Source organism: Ralstonia sp. 110700041-2 (assembly GCF_056280165.1).
This window is the reverse complement of record NZ_JBSFAI010000012.1, coordinates 86,209-103,450: the sequence shown is the minus strand read 5'-3', so window position 1 is coordinate 103,450 and position 17,242 is coordinate 86,209. Positions and strand designations below refer to the sequence as shown.

At 64.6% G+C, this 17,242-nt stretch carries 14 protein-coding genes; 4 read left to right on the top strand and 10 right to left on the bottom strand.

Annotated elements, in window-relative coordinates:
- Positions 1 to 133 precede the first annotated feature (133 nt).
- From ACUXH0_RS18235 to ACUXH0_RS18225, 3 genes are all read left to right on the top strand, one after another.
- On the top strand, positions 134 to 3,118 hold the full coding sequence (locus ACUXH0_RS18235; protein ID WP_004632986.1) for a ribonucleoside-diphosphate reductase subunit alpha: 2,985 nt from the start codon (positions 134 to 136) through the stop codon (positions 3,116 to 3,118).
- A 116-nt stretch (positions 3,119 to 3,234) separates the two neighbouring features.
- Positions 3,235 to 4,443: a ribonucleotide-diphosphate reductase subunit beta gene (locus ACUXH0_RS18230; protein ID WP_004632983.1), complete on the top strand. Its 1,209-nt coding sequence runs from the start codon at positions 3,235 to 3,237 to the stop codon at positions 4,441 to 4,443.
- A 169-nt stretch (positions 4,444 to 4,612) separates the two neighbouring features.
- Entirely contained in the window at positions 4,613 to 5,695 is a 1,083-nt protein-coding gene (locus tag ACUXH0_RS18225) for a M14 family metallopeptidase (RefSeq protein ID WP_004632982.1), read from the top strand.
- Between the two features lie 3 nt (positions 5,696 to 5,698).
- Here the strand turns inward: ACUXH0_RS18225 and ACUXH0_RS18220 are convergent, their stop codons facing one another.
- The 7 genes from ACUXH0_RS18220 to ACUXH0_RS18190 all read right to left on the bottom strand — a co-directional run bounded on the left by ACUXH0_RS18220 (position 5,699) and on the right by ACUXH0_RS18190 (position 13,298).
- Positions 5,699 to 6,610: an EamA family transporter gene (locus ACUXH0_RS18220; RefSeq protein ID WP_004632979.1), complete on the bottom strand. Its 912-nt coding sequence runs from the start codon at positions 6,608 to 6,610 to the stop codon at positions 5,699 to 5,701.
- Positions 6,611 to 6,731: 121 nt separating this feature from the next.
- Positions 6,732 to 8,075 carry a peroxidase gene (locus ACUXH0_RS18215; protein WP_182594460.1) on the bottom strand — a complete coding sequence of 448 codons (1,344 nt, stop codon included), beginning with the start codon at positions 8,073 to 8,075 and terminating at the stop codon, positions 6,732 to 6,734.
- Between the two features lie 118 nt (positions 8,076 to 8,193).
- On the bottom strand, positions 8,194 to 9,741 hold the full coding sequence (locus tag ACUXH0_RS18210; protein ID WP_182594459.1) for a methyl-accepting chemotaxis protein: 1,548 nt from the start codon (positions 9,739 to 9,741) through the stop codon (positions 8,194 to 8,196).
- Positions 9,742 to 9,948: 207 nt separating this feature from the next.
- Positions 9,949 to 10,404, bottom strand: a complete 456-nt coding sequence (locus ACUXH0_RS18205) for a DUF2147 domain-containing protein (RefSeq protein WP_012436441.1) — start codon at positions 10,402 to 10,404, stop codon at positions 9,949 to 9,951.
- A 66-nt stretch (positions 10,405 to 10,470) separates the two neighbouring features.
- Positions 10,471 to 11,583: a collagen-like triple helix repeat-containing protein gene (locus ACUXH0_RS18200; RefSeq protein ID WP_012436440.1), complete on the bottom strand. Its 1,113-nt coding sequence runs from the start codon at positions 11,581 to 11,583 to the stop codon at positions 10,471 to 10,473.
- Positions 11,584 to 11,715: 132 nt separating this feature from the next.
- The gene (locus ACUXH0_RS18195) at positions 11,716 to 12,525 is read right to left on the bottom strand and encodes a collagen-like triple helix repeat-containing protein (protein WP_012436439.1); all 810 of its coding nucleotides are present in this window, start codon (positions 12,523 to 12,525) and stop codon (positions 11,716 to 11,718) included.
- A 497-nt stretch (positions 12,526 to 13,022) separates the two neighbouring features.
- Positions 13,023 to 13,298 carry a hypothetical protein gene (locus ACUXH0_RS18190; protein WP_137910748.1) on the bottom strand — a complete coding sequence of 92 codons (276 nt, stop codon included), beginning with the start codon at positions 13,296 to 13,298 and terminating at the stop codon, positions 13,023 to 13,025.
- 970 nt (positions 13,299 to 14,268) lie between these two features.
- On the opposite strand from ACUXH0_RS18190, the gene ACUXH0_RS18185 reads away from it, so the two are divergent.
- Entirely contained in the window at positions 14,269 to 14,847 is a 579-nt protein-coding gene (locus tag ACUXH0_RS18185; RefSeq protein ID WP_476196435.1) for a histone H1-like DNA-binding protein, read from the top strand.
- Between the two features lie 252 nt (positions 14,848 to 15,099).
- Here the strand turns inward: ACUXH0_RS18185 and ACUXH0_RS18180 are convergent, their stop codons facing one another.
- From ACUXH0_RS18180 to tpx, 3 genes are all read right to left on the bottom strand, one after another.
- Positions 15,100 to 15,567, bottom strand: a complete 468-nt coding sequence (locus ACUXH0_RS18180; protein WP_012436437.1) for an outer membrane lipoprotein — start codon at positions 15,565 to 15,567, stop codon at positions 15,100 to 15,102.
- A gap of 9 nt (positions 15,568 to 15,576) precedes the next feature.
- Positions 15,577 to 16,512, bottom strand: coding sequence for a carbohydrate kinase family protein (locus ACUXH0_RS18175; protein WP_012436436.1), 936 nt, complete (start codon positions 16,510 to 16,512; stop codon positions 15,577 to 15,579).
- Positions 16,513 to 16,604: 92 nt separating this feature from the next.
- Complete coding sequence (gene tpx, locus ACUXH0_RS18170) at positions 16,605 to 17,105, bottom strand: thiol peroxidase (RefSeq protein WP_004632960.1); 501 nt, start codon at positions 17,103 to 17,105, stop codon at positions 16,605 to 16,607.
- Between the last annotated feature and the right edge of the window lie 137 nt (positions 17,106 to 17,242).

The window sequence follows — 17,242 nt, the reverse complement described above, 5'->3', positions numbered from 1 at the left end:
GTCGAGCCGGCGCTTGGGGGCTGAGGAAAGGCAGGGGTCTTTTCCGTCTCATTTCTCCGCGTAGCGCAAGGATTCGCCCAGGGTGTTTCACCATCGGCGAGCCAATAAAACGAACGGTTCAACAGGAGTCCACATGCAGACGGCCCAATCCGAAATCCACTCCGGCACCGCCAATCCTTCGCAATTTGCGCAAAGCGCTGGCGGCACGGCCGTGGCCCCCGGCACCGCTTCCGGCGTCAATCTTGCCGACTACAAGATCATTCGCCGCAACGGCGCCGTGGTGAGCTTCGAGCCTTCGAAGATCGCCGTGGCCATGACCAAGGCTTTCCTCGCCGTGAATGGCGGGCAGGGTGCTGCTTCCGCGCGTGTGCGCGAGCTGGTCGACCAACAAACGCAGAACGTCGTTCGCGCACTGCTGCGCAGCCGCCCGAACGGCGGCACGTTCCATATCGAAGACGTGCAGGACCAGGTGGAACTGGCCCTGATGCGCTCGGGCGAGCACGACGTGGCCCGCGCCTACGTGCTGTACCGCGAGCGCCGCGCCCAGGAGCGCGCGCAAGCCGGCGAAACCCAGCAGCAACCGGCCTTCATCGGCCTGAACGTGACCGACGGCGGCATCACCCGCCCGTTGGACATGGCGGCGCTGCGCAACGTGATCGTCTCGGCCTGCGAAGGTCTGGGCGAAGCGGTGGACCCGGAGCCGATCCTCAAGGAAACGGTCAAGAACCTGTATGAAGGCGTGCCGATGACGCAGGTGTACGACTCGGCCATCCTGGCCTCGCGTACCCTGATCGAAAAGGACCCGGCGTACAGCCAGGTCACGGCGCGCATCCTGCTGCACACGATCCGCCGCGAAATCCTCGGCGAAGAAGTCACGCAAGCGGAAATGAGCACGCGCTACGTCGACTACTTCCCGCAGTTCATCAAGCGCGGCATCAACGCCGAACTGCTCGACGACAAGCTGGCCCAGTTCGACCTGGCCCGCCTGGGCGCAGCGCTGGACGCCTCGCGCGACTTCCAGTTCAACTACCTGGGCCTGCAGACGCTGTACGACCGCTACTTCCTGCATATCAGCGAAACCCGCATCGAGATGCCGCAGGCGTTCTTCATGCGTGTGGCGATGGGCCTGGCGCTGAACGAAATCGACCGCGAAGCCCGTGCCATCGAGTTCTACCAGCTGCTGTCGTCGTTCGACTTCATGTCGAGCACGCCGACGCTGTTCAACTCGGGCACGCGCCGCTCGCAGCTGTCGTCGTGCTACCTGACCACCGTGTCGGACGATCTGGACGGCATTTACGAAGCGCTGAAGGAAAACGCGCTGCTGTCGAAGTTTGCCGGCGGCCTGGGCAACGACTGGACCAACGTGCGCGCACTCGGCTCGCACATCAAGGGCACCAACGGCAAGAGCCAAGGCGTGGTGCCGTTCCTGAAGGTGGTCAACGACACGGCCGTGGCCGTGAACCAGGGCGGCAAGCGCAAGGGCGCTGTCTGTGCGTACCTGGAAACGTGGCACCTGGACATCGAAGAATTCCTGGAACTGCGCAAGAACACCGGCGACGACCGCCGCCGCACCCACGACATGAACACGGCGAACTGGATTCCCGACCTGTTCATGAAGCGCGTGATGGAAGGTGGCGAGTGGACGCTGTTCTCGCCGTCCACCTGCCCGGACCTGCATGACAAGGTTGGCAAGGCATTCGAGCAGGCCTACCTGGCCTACGAAGACAAGGTCGCGCGCGGCGAGATCAAGCTCTTCAAGAAGATGCCGGCGCTGCAACTGTGGCGCAAGATGCTGGGCATGCTGTTCGAAACCGGCCACCCGTGGATCACGTTCAAGGATCCGTGCAACATCCGCAGCCCACAGCAGCACGTGGGCGTGGTGCACAGCTCCAACCTGTGCACGGAAATCACGCTGAACACCAACGACAGCGAAATCGCCGTGTGCAACCTGGGTTCGGTCAACCTGGTCGCCCACCTGGTCAAGCAGGCTGACGGCAGCGTCGTGCTCGATCACGAGAAGCTGAAGAAGACCGTGCGCACCGCCATGCGCATGCTCGACAACGTGATCGACATCAACTACTACGCGGTCAAGAAGGCGCGTGATTCGAACCTGCGCCACCGTCCGGTCGGCATGGGCATCATGGGCTTCCAGGACGCGCTGCACGTGCTGCGTGTGCCATACGCCAGCGACGCAGCGGTGCAGTTTGCCGACACCTCGATGGAAGCCGTGTGCTACTACGCCTACTGGGCGTCGACCGAGCTGGCTGAAGAGCGCGGCCGCTACAGCAGCTACAAGGGCTCGCTGTGGGATCGCGGCATCCTGCCGCAAGACTCGCTCAAGCTGCTGGCCGAAGAGCGCGGCGGCTACCTCGAAGCCGACATGTCGTCGACCATGGACTGGGACAGCCTGCGCGGCCGCATCAAGCAGTACGGCATGCGCAACTCGAACTGCGTGGCGATCGCTCCGACGGCAACGATCTCCAACATCATCGGCGTGTCGGCTTGCATTGAGCCGACGTACCAGAACCTGTACGTCAAGTCGAACCTGTCGGGTGAGTTCACGGTGGTCAACGACTACCTGGTGCGCGACCTGAAGGCACGCGGCCTGTGGGACGAGGTGATGGTCGCCGACCTGAAGTACTTCGACGGCTCGCTGGCCCGCATCGACCGCATCCCGCAAGACCTGCGCGACCTGTACGCAACGGCTTTCGAAGTGGAGCCGCTGTGGCTGGTGGAAGCAGCATCGCGCCGCCAGAAGTGGATCGACCAGGCGCAGTCGCTGAACATCTACATGGCCGGCGCGTCGGGCAAGAAGCTGGACGACACGTACAAGCTGGCGTGGCTGCGTGGCCTGAAGACCACGTACTACCTGCGCACGATCGGCGCCACGCACGTAGAGAAGTCGACCGTGTCGCGCGGCACGCTCAATGCGGTGTCGTCGGGTAGCGATATCGGTGGTGTGTCGGCGGCAGGTGCATCCGGAGTGACTTCGGCCGCGCCGGCCAGCGCGCTGGATGCCGCTGCTGCCACCGCCCAGGCGATGCCGGAAGCTGAAGGCGCCGTGTGCACGATGCGCCCAGGCGACCCCGGTTTCGAGGAATGCGAAGCCTGCCAATAAGTCAAAACAGTGTCTGAGGTTGCTCCCGCGCAAGCGGGGGCGCCGTGACCTGCACGACACTGGACTCGCGCTCCGAAAGAGCGGGAGCGACGAGCAAAGAATTAGGAGAAACACATATGCTGAGCTGGGACGACGACGTCAAACCTGCCGCACAACCGCAAGCTGCGCCGCAGCCCGCGTACCAACCGCAGCCGCAGCTGCAAACGGCCACCGCCGACCAGGGCGGCGTGCTGCCCCCGTCGGCCACGCAGGCCGCCGGCACGGGCATCCTTGGCAACAATCCGAACGCCGCTGCCGCACAGAGCAACCGCCGCGTGAACGCCGCCGACAAGCGCGTCATCAACGGCGCCACCGACGTCAACCAGCTGGTGCCGTTCAAGTACAAGTGGGCCTGGGAAAAGTACCTGGCCGGCTGCGCGAACCACTGGATGCCGCAGGAAATCAACATGTCGCGCGACATCGCGACGTGGAAAGACCCGAACGGTCTGACCGAAGACGAGCGCCGCATCATCAAGCGCAACCTGGGCTTCTTCGTGACGGCCGACTCGCTGGCCGCCAACAACATCGTGCTGGGCACGTACCGCCAGATCACCGCGCCGGAATGCCGCCAGTACCTGCTGCGCCAGGCGTTTGAAGAGGCGATCCATACGCACGCGTATCAGTACATCGTTGAATCGCTGGGCCTGAACGAGGCCGAGATCTTCAACGCGTACCACGAAGTGCAGTCGATCCGCGACAAGGACGAGTTCCTGATCCCGTTCATCGACACGCTGACCGATCCGTCCTTCAAGACCGGCACGCCCGAGAACGACCAGAAGCTGCTGAAGTCGCTCATCGTCTTCGCCTGCATCATGGAAGGCCTGTTCTTCTACGTCGGCTTCACGCAGATCCTGGCGATGGGCCGTCAGAACAAGATGACCGGCGCTGCGGAGCAGTACCAGTACATCCTGCGCGACGAGTCGCTGCACTGCAATTTCGGTATCGACCTGATCAACCAGATCAAGCTGGAGAACCCGCACCTGTGGACGGCCGAGTTCAAGGCCGAGATTACGGAGCTGTTCAAGAAGGCCGTCGACCTGGAATATCGCTACGCAGAAGACACCATGCCGCGTGGCGTGCTGGGCCTGAACGCACCGATGTTCAAGGGCTACCTGCGCTTCATCTGCAACCGTCGCTGCCAGCAGATCGGCCTGGACGCGCTGTTCCCGAACGAGGAAAACCCGTTCCCGTGGATGAGCGAGATGATCGACCTGAAGAAGGAGCGCAACTTCTTCGAGACGCGCGTGATCGAGTACCAGACCGGCGGCGCGCTGTCCTGGGAGTGATCTGAGCCACCGGCTCGACACTCGGCTCGACCCCCGGCATCAATGTAGACAGGCGACGCACCATGCGTCGCCTGTTTGCATTTTGGGGTGGTCGATTCACGTTTGTGCGGTTGCGCCGCGCCTGTCGGGCATGGCACGCTGCGGCTACCACTGCCCCCGGATCCCCGCCATGACGGTCGAAGCTTTCTTCTCGCAGACCTACGATGAAGCGCGCGGCAAGTTCCTCGCCGCCGCTCAGACCCGCAGGCTCCGCATCGAGCGCCATCTGCATCCGGATGTGGTCGGGCCGTCCGGCGAGCAGCTTTCCATCGACACCGCGCTGCTTGCGCCGGCGCAGGCCCAAGCGCTGCTGATCGTCACCTCCGGCGTCCATGGCGTGGAGGGGTTCTGCGGCTCCGGTTGCCAGACGGGCTTGCTGCAAGACGACGAACTCTTCGCACGGCTGGCGGCTGCAAAGGTCGCGCTGCTGCTGGTGCACGCGGTCAATCCGTACGGGTTTGCGCACCTGCGGCGCGTGAATGAAGACAACGTTGACCTGAACCGCAACAGCGTCGACTTTACGGAGACCGCTTCGGCGAATCCGGCCTATCTTGAAGTCGATCGGCTCCTGCTGCCGCACACATGGCCGCCCAGTCAGGCTGACCAGGCAGCGCTGCAGCACTACATGGTCACCCGCGGCGAGAAAGCCCTGCAAGACGCCGCGACGAGCGGCCAATACCGCGTGCCGGACGGCATGTTCTACGGCGGCAGCGCGCCATGCTGGAGCACGCTGCAGATGCGCGGAATCGTGTCCCGACATGCGGCCGGCATGTCGCACTTGGTATGGATCGACCTGCATACCGGACTCGGCCACTACGGTCACGGCGAGAAGATCTTCAACAGTCCAGATCCTGCCGAACTGGAGCGCGCCATGCGCACCTGGGGCGCCGATGTTCGGCCGATTGCGGCAGCGGGTTCGGTCTCGTCAGTCGTCAAGGGCGATCTGGTGGGCATCGCCTACGAACTGCTGCCCGGCGTCGAGAAGACCTGCGTCACGCTGGAGTTCGGCACGCTCGCGCCGCTGGCGGTGCTGCAGGCGCTGCGTGCCGACCATTGGCTGTATCGCCACCCGGAGCAGGGCGCCGCGCAGCGGGCCGGCATCCGCCAGGCGTTGCGTGATGCGTTTTATTGCGATGTGCCCGAATGGAAGGGAATGGTCTACGCGCAGACACGCATGGCGGTTCTGCAAGCGCTGGCGCGGTTTTCCGGCTAGGCGTCAGGCGACGCCGGCAGGATCCGGAGAAGGCTTGGGCGCCCGCACCGTCAGTGCACATCCTGCCGACGCAGCGATGATGGCCAGGATCGCCACCCACTGGCGCCCGGTCAGTTGCTCGTGCAGCACGATTGCCCCCGCCAGCGCGCCAATGGCGGGCTCCAGGCTCAGCAGCACGGAAAACGTCTTGCCCGGCAGATGCTTGAGCGCCACCATCTCCAACGAATACGGGATCGCGCTCGACAGCAGCCCGATGCCCAGTCCCGCCAGAATGAGCGATGGAGCGAGCAGCGCCGACCCTGCCTGCGCCACCCCAAACGGGATCGCAAACAGCGCACCGACCAGCATGCCGATCGACGTGGCCTGGCCCGCATGCAGACCGCCGAGGTTCTTGCCGGTCAGGATGTAGAGCGCCCAGCACACACCGGCGGCCAGCGCATACGCCGCGCCCAGGTGGTCGACCTGACCGACCGACCTGTCGGCCACCGTCAGCATGAGCAAGCCAACCACCGCCAGCCCGATCCACACGAAATCCAGCGCGCGGCGCGACAGCAGCACGGCCAGCACCAACGGCCCCGTGAACTCGATGGCGATCGCGATGCCGATCGGCAACCGCTGCAGCGACAGGTAGAACAGCAGGTTCATGCTCGCCAGCGTGACGCCGTACAGCGCGATGCGGCCGGCATCCGCGCGGCTCAGGTGCAGGCGCCACGGCCGCCAGAACGCCAGCAGGATCACCGCGCCAATGGTCACGCGATACGTGACCGTGCCCGCGGCACCCAGCACCGGAAACAGCGTCTTGGCAAACGAGTTACCGAGGCACACGGAGGCCATCGAGCCCATCAGCGCAAGGATGGGCATCCAGGGTGAGGTGATCGTGGTGGAAGCGGCGGAGGCGGGAGCAGCGGAAGACATGGGCAACAGCGCAGGCGCGGCAGGAGGCGCGGCAGGGGAACGCCACAGCATAGCCGCGCGCCATCGAGAAATCGTTGCGTTCTCGGCGGCGCGGGCGTCGCTTTTTATCGAATTGGCGGGCTTACAGGGCGGCTGCGCTGGGGCGGATCACGTCGATCAGCAACACGCGCAGGCCTTCGCGTTCGCCATCGGGGCGCGGGGTCACGCCGCGCTGCGGGCGCGGGGCGGCGAGCGGTGCCGGGTCTTCGGCGCTCATGCCGAAGACGGCCAGTCTGGACGCCGCGATGCGCTGCAGCGTGCCGCGCACGCCAGGCACGTCGAGGTCTTCGGGGTCGAAGCCGGTGGTGGCCGTCCAGTCGTCGCGGGCGATGTCCTGCAGGCCGTTGGCCATCTCGAACTGCAACGACGCGCCAAAGCCCTTCTGCAACGAGTGCGAGCCGAGCAGGTATTCCGCTGTCAGGAAGCCGCGCAGCCGCGTCCAGAACGCCAGCGAGCTGATATTGCCGCTCTTGAGCGCGTGGCTCGGGGCGACTTCCCAGCTGTGGTCGAGCAGTTTGTTGATGAGGCGGCCCCACGTCGGCACGTCGGTGCCGGCGGAGCAGTCCTCGCCGGGACCTTCCGGGCGGGCGAGCTGGCGCAGCAGGCCGGTGAACGATCCGGAGCTGGCCTGTGCGCCGCTGGCGTGCGGGCCGGAAGGCCAGCGCCATTGCAGCGGCGAGGCCGGTCGGGCGCCGGGCCATTGCGCGTACTGCTGCAGGCCCGTGCAGGGTGTCAGGTAGCGCCACTGTCGCTGGTCGCGGCCAACGCGGCGCAGCGGGTCCAGCTCAGCCGACAGGTCGAACTTGCCCAGGAAGGTTGCGTTGCGCGACTTGATCGGCGAACGCGCATAGACGTTGAAGTCGGGCCAGCCTTCGTACAGGTTGATCTGCGGCAGCGCATGGTGCTTGTCGAGCGCATCGTCGGGCTGGTCGATGCGGCGGCTGGTGAGAAACAGCGCGCGGCAATCGAGCGTGGGCACCGCGCCGCGCAGGCGCAGCAGCACGAGCAGATCGCCGAATTCCGCTGGGCGGGCTTCCGTGCGAGCCGGGTACGCGTGCGGCTGTTCTTCGGGCCAGAAGGTGGTCAGGCGCAGGGCCGAACCCGGGAACGCACTGCGCAATCCTTGCCTGAGCAGGCGCAGGCCATCAGCGTGGCGCAGGATGCGCAGGACGGACAGATCGTCGCGCAAGGTGGCGTCGGGGTGGGGCGCTCGGCCACCGTGCTCTGCGGCCAGCGCAAAGCGCCACAGCGCGATGTCGCTGGCCAGATCTTGTGCGGCGACATCGCGCACCGCACTGGGGCGGCCGCCGGACATCGGCTCATGGGCGTCGCCGGCAGTGTCTCCTGCTGCGGCATAGGCGCTGGTGGTCGACCCGGCAATCGCGCCAAAAAGGCCCCTCAATGGCGGCCGGTTGCGCTCGGGCATGGCTATTCCAACTTTGTTTTGTCAACTCTCTGGCGCGCAGCATAGCACCATGCGACACACCAGAGAACGGCGCGGCGCCCCTCCCATCGTTGGGGAATAGCGCATGAAATCTCGGCGATCAGGCGGTGCGGAACGACGCCACCGCGTCGCGCAGCACCTGCGCCTGTTCTTCCAGCGACAGCGCAGCGGCGGCCGCTTGCTCGACCAGTGCGGCGTTCTGCTGCGTCACCTCGTCCATCTGGGTCACGGCCTGGTTGACCTGCTCGATGCCGGCGCTTTGTTCTTCGGAGGCCGAGCTGATCTCGCCCATGATGTCCGTCACGCGTTTGACCGCGACCACCACCTCGTCAATCACGTTGCCCGCTTCGGCCACCAACGTGGTGCCGTTTTCCACGCGGCCGACCGAATCGCCGATGAGTTCCTTGATCTCCTTGGCCGCCCCGGCCGAGCGCTGCGCCAGGTTGCGCACCTCGCCGGCCACAACGGCAAAGCCGCGGCCCTGTTCGCCGGCGCGCGCGGCCTCGACCGCCGCGTTCAGCGCCAGGATGTTCGTCTGAAAGGCAATGCCTTCAATCACGCCGATGATGTCCGCGATCTTCTTGCTGCTTTCGTTGATGCCGGCCATGGTGTCGATCACGCGGCCGACCACCTCGCCGCCCTTGACTGCGATGTCCGACGCGTTGACGGCCAGCGTGCTGGCCTGGCGCGCGTTGTCGGCGTTCTGACGCACGATGCTCGTCAGCTCTTCCATGCTCGACGCGGTTTCTTCCAGCGACGAAGCCTGCTCTTCCGTGCGTTGCGACAGATCGGCGTTGCCGGCGGCGATCTGCTTGGTGGCACTCGCGATCGAGTCCGCCGATGTCTTGATATGGCCGATGGTGCCGGTCAGTTGCTGCTGCATCTGCGCCATGGCGACCAGCATGCTGTCGCGGTCGCCGGAGCGGGTTTGGACCTGCACGGCCAGATCACCGCCGGCAATGCGCCGTGCGACCTCCGTGGCGTAGCCCGGCTCGCCGCCCAGTCCGCGCTGCACGTTGCGGATGATGAGCGACATGGCCAGCGACACCGCGCCGCCCACCAGCAGAATGACGATCAGGTTCGCGACGAGTGAATGGCGATACGCCGCATCCACTTCCTGCAGAAAGACCGCGCTGGAGAGATTCCAGTCCCATGGCGCAAAGTGCTTCACGTAGCCGATCTTCGGCAATGCGGTCTCGCTGCCGGGCAGGCGACCCTGGTATTCGGCAAAGCCGAAGCCCTTGTCTTTGGCGGCGTTGACGATGGTCGGATAGACCGGTTTGCCGGTCGGGTCCTTGAAGCCCGCGGTGCTCTTGCCGACCATGTCCGCCAGCGTCGGGTGCATCAGCAGGATGAACTGTGAATCGACCACGAACAGATAGCCCGTGGTGCCGAAGCGCATCGAGGCGAGCGTCGACAGCGCGGCTTTCTTGGCATCAGCTTCGGTCATGGCGCCCGATTGCGCGCGGCCGTGATACAGCTTGGCGATGCCCTCGGCGGCATCTACGAGGTTCTGCAGGCCGGCCTTGCGTTCGTCGAGCATGGTCGCGCGGGTCTCCATCGCGCTCCAGATCCCGACGCCGATCAGCCCCAGCCACATCAGGGCCAGCGCGAGGCGCAGCTTTGCTTTGAGTGTCCACTGTCGCATGTCGTGTTTTCTCCACTTATTGTTTGACGACTCCGCATCGGTGTAACGGCGATGGAGTGGCCTTCTTTAGTGGAGATGGCGTGCGCGCAGTGTGCGGATTTCCGCAAAAAGAAGGCGCCGGCTTGCACCGGCGCCTGAAGAGACGGCGCCCCACCCGCAAGGAGGGGGCACCGCCGCGCGTTGGGAGGTGTCGTTATCGGCGGGCGATCATTGCTCGCGAATCCAGGTCTGCGTACGGCCCAGCAGGCTGATGCCCAGGAAGCCGCGCACATTCAGTTTCTGACCGTCTTCCGACAGCGACATCTTGGCGCTGTAGACCTTGCCGTTTTCCGGGTCCAGGATCTGGCCGCCATCCCAGTTGTTGTTGCCGTTCGGCTTCAGACCCGTCAGGATCGTCAGGCCCTTGATCGGCTGGTCCTTGCGGTCGTCCGTGCACTTGGTGCAGGTCTTGTTCTCGTCGCCGGGCACCAGGATCTTGCTGACCTTGCCCGTGAACGTGCCGCCGTTATCGACGATCGTCACTTCGCCTTTCTGTTTGCCCGTGTTGTCGTCGATGGTCTTCCAGGTGCCGGCGGGGCTGGCTTGCGCGAAGGCGCTGCCGGCTGCCAGAGCGAGGGCCAGTGCGCCAGCCAGGCGCGCGAGAGCGTAGGGGGTATGTTGCATCGTGGAGTCTCCTTGTTGTCAGTCAAAAAAATCGGTGAGGGCTGATCGATGATGTCGGCGCAGGGATCAATGCGCGCTCAACGCACCGGTCAGGGGTGACAGCGGATTGCTGCCGGAGCCGCCGGCGGCGTTCGTGACGCCACCCAGCGCATTCGTGATTGGGGCGAGCGGGTTGCCGCTGCCGGCAGCGCCGGTCAGTGCGCTCGTTACCGGAGCCAGCGGATTGCTGCCGCCGCCGAGGCCGCCACCGAGCGCGCCCGTGATCGGTGCCAACGGATTCGCCGAGCCGCCGCTGCCGCCGTTGATCAATCCGCCGGCGCTGGCCACCGTGCCGCCAGCGGCGCCGACCACACCGCCCACGTCACGCGTGAGCGGGTTGCCGCCGGCCGCGCCGACTTGCGCGCCAGCGCTCTGAAGGCCACCGCCAACCGTGTTTAGCGCACCGGCCAGCGGCCCGCCGAGCATCGTCGTGCTGCCGACCGCCTGCGTGCCCTGCGCGACCTGCGACGACAACGGCACGATCGCGTTGCTGGTCTGCTGCGTGATCTGCTGCACCGGGCCGCTCGACGTGCCAATCGTGACGAGCCCGCCGGCACCCTGCATCACCTGACCCAGCGCAGACACACCGCTGCCCACCGGCGACGTCACCGGATTCAGCGGCGCCAGCGGGCTGCCGGCGGCACCCAGATCCGAGACGGTCTGCCCCGCGTTGCCGACCGTCACGCCGGCGGAGCGGATCACATCACCCGAACTCTGCACCGTGGTACCGACCGGGTCGGGCGTCGAGCCGATCTTGCCCAGCCCGTTGCTGATACCGGCGCCCAACGTCTGGACCGTGTTGCCGGCGGAGGTGACCGTCGCTCCCAGATCCTTCTGCGCCGCCGTGCCGCCGATAACGGGTACCGACGCCGTGCCGATCGTCGTGCCAAGGTCGCTGACGGTCTTGCCCGTCTGCGTGACGACGTTGCCGCCGCCGCTGGCAACGTTGCCGACCGGCACCGCGCCCGGATTGTTGTTGGCCGACGATGACGGCGTCGTATCGCCGTTCGGGTTGCCGCCCGAAGCACAACCGGCCAGCGTCAGCACGGCCACTGCAGCCGCTGCCAGCAGCGTGCGCGACGCCGAAGCGGCGGACAACGAAGTGGAAGAAGAAGTGTGGAGCGGGTTCTGAATTTTCATGGTGAGTCTCCTTGTAAGCGCGGCCCGTACCGCGTGTCACCGCCGGGTCAGAAGAACGCGCATCTGGCGTCCAGCGGGTAGCATCCGCCTGCGTTTGCCGTCGAATGCAAAGAAAGTTTTACAGAGCAGTGATCAGTGATGCGCGCCGGATGTCACACCCGACAGCACACCGCCAACCAATCCGCCCACCGTTGTGCCGACGCTGCCCAATCCGCCCAGCGGACCCGTCGCGGCCGTGCCGCCACCGCCGGCTGTGCCAACCGAGCCAAGCGCACTGATGCCTGGCAACCCCGCTGTCAGCGAACCGACTGCCGTCGTAACGGGCGCCAGCGCACCGCCGAGCGCACCGGGCAACGCACCACCCAACGCACCGCCCGATGCACCGCCCGATGCAGACGGCGCCGCCGGTGCGACCATCGTCGACAACCCGCTGGTGAGCGAGCCAAGCGCGCTGACCGTATTGCCCAGCGTCGACACCAGCGCATCGCCCTTGCCGGCCGTCTTGATCGTGCTGCCCTCGCTGCCGAGCGCACTGCCCAACGTCGACAACACGTTGCTCACCGGCGCACCAAGGCCGGTGGCCGCACCCAGCGTTTGCGTGGTGGAAGTCAGCGTGCTCGTGAGCGGCACGATGGCGGTGATGGTGGTGGTCGTCACCTGCTCGACCGGGCCGGTCAGCGTCGCGATGGGCGTGCTGCCGGTCGATCCGGTGCTACCCGTTGCATTGCTGCTGTTGCCGTTCGACCACGTCGGCGACGTCGATGCCGCGATCGCCGGCTTGGACTGCGAATCGCTGCCGCCGCCAAGCGACGTACCCATGTCGCCGCTGCCCGAATTCGCGCAACCGGCCAACATGGCGAGCGATGCCGTCGCCAGCACGCACTGCAGGACCACTCCGCGCTTCGGCGGATTCGATTTTGACAAGAACGCTCGATCGCGCATCTTGTGCCTCCACGACTCAAAACAGAACGCTTGTGTTGGACCCCTTCTGTCTTGCGCTCTTTGCTCATCGGGTTTGTCGTCGCCAGGCGTGTGGGGTTGGCGACGACCTCCCTGTCTTCTCACGTGCCACGCGCAGGCCCGTGCCATATCGCGCGATCGATGCCGTGCTGATGTGGTGAGCGGATCGTGAAGTGAAACCGAATGGCGTGACAATCAGCGGCAACCTGACACCCAAATATGCAGTTGCAGCAATTTAGGAACTCAATTCAGAATGAAACTTGACTGCAAGCCATTCTTCGGGCGATAAGATCGCAGCAAAAATGGCCTGCGGATTGCCGTAGAACAATCCTTCTATCGTCGTAAAACAGCGTCGTTTCAAACGCTGTTGCGTGAACTTTTCAGCGGTTGCTGAGCAGGGTTTTCCCGCGATCGGCGATCGGTTTTCACACAGCGCATGTCGCGGTTGCGCGGTCGTGCTCGCCCGCAGTTCGCCATCATCACGCCTGGGCGCCGGTGTCGCACGCATCGATATCTGTATCGGACGCGTCGATGCGATTCGCGCTCACGCATGCATCGATGCGTTGGCCATATCGTCGCCACCTCGCCCATCGGATGCGCGGCACGCGATTTGCGGCACCTGCATGCACGCTGGTGACCATCGCAATCGCATCGACTTCGCGCAGCGCGCATCGACGGTGGTCGAGATGCGTGTCAGCGGCGTTGTCGACACGCTCAACACGTCGATAAGCGCGCGTCGATCGCTTCGATTGCATGCGTATCGACGTGTCGAGCGCGAAAAATTCGCGTGCGTTGTCGCATCTACGCATCGGTTTTTTCGACACGCATCGCGCAGCGCGCACGTCGACGCACGCGACGATACCGAACGCGCGCGAGGTGCATGCACGTGTTCACGATGTACATCCACACGACATCGCGTGTTGCTGTAAACCGGCATGATCACTGGGTTTGCGGGATGCATGTGTCAACGTGGAGCAACGCCGTAACGTGGTGTCACGACGCAAGAAAATGCGCGTTCGCGAGAGCGATCTGCACGCATGCGCGATGCGAATCGCAGCGACGCACAGACGCAGCGCAATCCTTCACCAAAACTCACCGCGCTTTTTGCATAAATCTCTTAACATCACCGCACAAACGAATTATGATTCGCCTTGACAAGACGTTGACTTCGATGCAAGGAACCTTCGCGCGATCAACGACGATGAAGTTCCAAGCGGCAAGTGAAAGGTAGTCGAGGAGCGTAACCACTTTGATGCACGCCACGCCGACAGGGCTGTTTGAACTCGGTGCCGTCTCTGCGATCCCCCCGTCGGGATGGGCGTACTACCCCCAAAAGAAAACGCGCGCTCTCCAGTTTTTCGCTGTCCGCAAAGTCACGCTGCAAGCGGCTTTGTGGTCCACGCAGCGATTCGCGCAAGATCAAATTTCGACCGGTGTGGCCACGATGCCCCGGTCCTCTCAATTGATGAAGACTCGCCGGATGTGTCCTGTCTGGCCGACTACGGTTGCGCTCGTGCGCGCGACCGGGGCGTGCAACTTGCTGCGTGTGTCCGCCGCGCAAGTCGCAGATCTTCCTACCGAATTCATTAGCGTGCGACTGCTGTCTGGTGGCGCGCCGATGAATCGCTCGCTCGGTTGGTCTGGCGGTGCCAATGCATCGTGGGATCGGGCCGGTCGGGTTGCTCAATCTCGATAGTTCGATACCCAATCTTGAAGGAGTTTCCCATGGCAACTGCTGCTAAGAAGAAACCGGCCGCCAAGGCCCCGGCCAAGAAGGCCGCTGCAAAGAAGGCTCCGGCCGCCAAGAAGGCTGCTGCAAAGAAGGCTGCTCCGGCCGCTAAGAAGGCTCCGGCCAAGAAGGTCGCAGCTAAGAAGGTCGCTGCCAAGAAGGCTCCGGCCAAGAAAGCTGCAGTGAAGAAGGTTGCAGCCAAGAAGGCCCCGGCCAAGAAAGCTGCAGTGAAGAAGGTTGCAGCCAAGAAGGCCCCGGCTGCGAAGAAGGCTGCAGTGAAGAAGGTTGCAGCCAAGAAGGCCCCGGCCAAGAAAGCTGCAGTGAAGAAGGTTGCAGCCAAGAAGGCTCCGGCTGCGAAGAAGGCTGCTGCCAAGCCGGCCGCCAAGAAGGCTGCCGCGAAGAAGGCCCCGGCCGCCAAGAAGGCTGCTGCCAAGCCTGCTGCGAAGAAGGCTCCGGCCAAGAAGGCTGTCGCCAAGCCCGCTGCTGCTCCGGCCGCTGCACCTGCTGCACCCGCTGCCAAGACCGCGCTGAACCCGGCTGCGGCATGGCCGTTCCCGACCGGCAACCGTCCGTAAGTCATTCTTACGACGGTGATCCTCCGGGGCCACAGCGGCGCGCACGTCGCGCCCACCTGATCGGATACTGCGTATCCGGTCCGCAAGACCTTGGTGTCTTGCACCGCCCGCCGATCGGCTCACGCCCGGCGGGCTTTTTCTTGGCGCAAGCGTCGCACATACGTTTCTCTCGGGCATAAAAAAACCGCACCGGCACGAAGCCGATGCGGTGTTTCCGATGAACCCCTCGGTCTATCGGCCGAGCGTTCTCGATCAATGCGTGACGCGCGTCACGCCGCCCGATGACAGCAGGCGCACGCGCTCGCCAGGGCGGAACGCCTCGTCCGCGTCTTGCGTGATGGCGCGGTACTCACCGTTGTCGAGCTTGACGGTGATTTCCAGGCCCGGCCGCTTGTTCATCTGACCTTCGAGCGCGCTGCCTGCGACGCCGCCGAGAATCGCACCGAGCACACCCGCCGCAACCGAGCCGTTGCCGCGCCCGATGGCCGCAGCCGAACCGATGCCGCCAATCGCGCCGCCGGCAATCGTGCCAACGCCGGTCTGCTCACGGTCGATCACGACATTGCGCACGGAATCTACCGTACCGAAGCGCACGGTCTGCTCGCGCTGCGCCTGACCAGAGGAGTAGGCGCTGTTGGAATTGGTGCCCATGGCGCAGCCTTGCAGGCCAAGGACGGCGACCAGCAGAGTCGCGGCGCCGATGCGATAGATGGGTTTCATGTCTATTCCTTATTGATACCGGTACCCGAAAGCGGATTCGAAGCGCCGGGCAATCTCGTCGACGGGCAGGCCATGATTCTGCGGGCCCTGGCAAGCGATCTTGAGCGAGCCCATCAGGCTGGCGAGTCGACCGGTGGTGTCCCAGTCCAGGCCGTTCTCGATGCCGTAGAGCAGGCCGCCGCGGAACGCGTCGCCGCAACCGGTCGGGTCGACCACACGTTCGGCCGGCACGGCCGGAATAGTGTACTGCTTGCCGTCGGCGTAAATCTCCGCCCCTTCTTCCCCGCGCGTGACGATGTACGCCTCGACGCGCTGCGCAAGTTCTGCCGCACTGTAGCCCGTGCGTGACAGCATGACCTGCGCTTCGTAGTCATTGACCACCACGTAGCTGGCGAGTTCAACGAAGTGGCGGAGGTCGGCGCCGTCAAACAGCGGCATTGCCTGGCCCAAATCGAAGATAAAAGGCACGCCGGATTCAGCAAATTGGGTGGCGTGGTGCAGCATGCCTTCGCGGCTGTCGGGGCCCACCAGGCCGAGCCTTGCCGGCAGTGCATTCTTGACCGAATTGATGCTGGAATGGCTCATCGCGCCGGGGTGGAACGCGGTGATCTGGTTGTTGTCGCGGTCAGTCGTGATCATCGCCTGCGCGGTGAACGTGTCCGGAACCTCCGTGACATGCGCTGTCGAGATACCGAGCTTCTTCAGGTAGTCCAGATACGGGCCGGCATCCTGGCCGACCGTGCCCATGATGATGGGCTCGCCGCCGAGCATCTTCAGCGTGAAGGCGATGTTGCCTGCGCAGCCACCGAACTCCCGGCGCATGGTCGGCACCAGGAAGGAAACGTTCAGGATGTGGATCTTGTCGGGCAGGATGTGTTCGCGGAAGTGTCCGTCGAACGTCATGATGGTGTCGTAGGCAATCGAGCCGCAGATCACGCTGGCCATATTGAAGCACTCCAGATATGACACGGCCGCCCAGTGGACGGCCGTGTGATGAACGAGAGACCGGAAGCTGGTCTCGATGCAATCAGTTCAGCTTACTTCAGCGCAGCCAGGGCCGCGTCGTAGTTCGGCTCGTCCTTGATCTCGGGCACGAGTTGCGAGTACAGGACGGTGTCGTCGGCGTCGAGCACGACCACGGCGCGGGCGGTCACGCCAGCCAGCGGGCCCGACGTGATGTCGACGCCGTAGGCTTGCTTGAAACCCTTGTCGCGGAAGGTCGACAGCGGCTTCACATTCGCGATGCCCTCGGTGGTGCAGAAGCGGCCGGCTGCGAACGGCAGGTCGGCAGAGATGGACAGCACGACCGTGTTGTCCAGCTTGGCAGCGGCTTCGTTGAACTTGCGCGTGGAGGTGGCGCACACCGGGGTGTCCAGGCTCGGCACGATGTTCAGGACCTTGCGCTTGCCGGCAAAGTCAGCGAGCGACACGTCTTTCAGGTCTGCGCCGACCAGCGTGAATGCCGGGGCCTTCGAGCCTGCGGTCGGGAATTGGCCGCCGACTTCGATCGGGTTGCCGCCAAGGGTCACGTTTGCCATGGTGTTACTCCTTCCTTTGATACGTGTTGGGGGAAGAGCCGCTAACAGAACCCGCCTGGCGTCGCCTCCTTGCCGTACCGCTTGCACTGTCTGCGTCGGCATGCCCGGCCAGGAGGGTCTTGTTAGCGGCTCTACGC

Coding starts and splice junctions, on each gene's coding strand:
- ACUXH0_RS18235 (WP_004632986.1), top strand. CDS start 134: ATGCAGACGGCCCAATCCGAAATCCACTCCGGCACCGCCAATCCTTCG.
- ACUXH0_RS18230 (WP_004632983.1), top strand. CDS start 3,235: ATGCTGAGCTGGGACGACGACGTCAAACCTGCCGCACAACCGCAAGCT.
- ACUXH0_RS18225 (WP_004632982.1), top strand. CDS start 4,613: ATGACGGTCGAAGCTTTCTTCTCGCAGACCTACGATGAAGCGCGCGGC.
- ACUXH0_RS18220 (WP_004632979.1), bottom strand. CDS start 6,610: ATGTCTTCCGCTGCTCCCGCCTCCGCCGCTTCCACCACGATCACCTCA.
- ACUXH0_RS18215 (WP_182594460.1), bottom strand. CDS start 8,075: ATGCCCGAGCGCAACCGGCCGCCATTGAGGGGCCTTTTTGGCGCGATT.
- ACUXH0_RS18210 (WP_182594459.1), bottom strand. CDS start 9,741: ATGCGACAGTGGACACTCAAAGCAAAGCTGCGCCTCGCGCTGGCCCTG.
- ACUXH0_RS18205 (WP_012436441.1), bottom strand. CDS start 10,404: ATGCAACATACCCCCTACGCTCTCGCGCGCCTGGCTGGCGCACTGGCC.
- ACUXH0_RS18200 (WP_012436440.1), bottom strand. CDS start 11,583: ATGAAAATTCAGAACCCGCTCCACACTTCTTCTTCCACTTCGTTGTCC.
- ACUXH0_RS18195 (WP_012436439.1), bottom strand. CDS start 12,525: ATGCGCGATCGAGCGTTCTTGTCAAAATCGAATCCGCCGAAGCGCGGA.
- ACUXH0_RS18190 (WP_137910748.1), bottom strand. CDS start 13,298: ATGCAATCGAAGCGATCGACGCGCGCTTATCGACGTGTTGAGCGTGTC.
- ACUXH0_RS18185 (WP_476196435.1), top strand. CDS start 14,269: ATGGCAACTGCTGCTAAGAAGAAACCGGCCGCCAAGGCCCCGGCCAAG.
- ACUXH0_RS18180 (WP_012436437.1), bottom strand. CDS start 15,567: ATGAAACCCATCTATCGCATCGGCGCCGCGACTCTGCTGGTCGCCGTC.
- ACUXH0_RS18175 (WP_012436436.1), bottom strand. CDS start 16,512: ATGGCCAGCGTGATCTGCGGCTCGATTGCCTACGACACCATCATGACG.
- tpx (WP_004632960.1), bottom strand. CDS start 17,105: ATGGCAAACGTGACCCTTGGCGGCAACCCGATCGAAGTCGGCGGCCAA.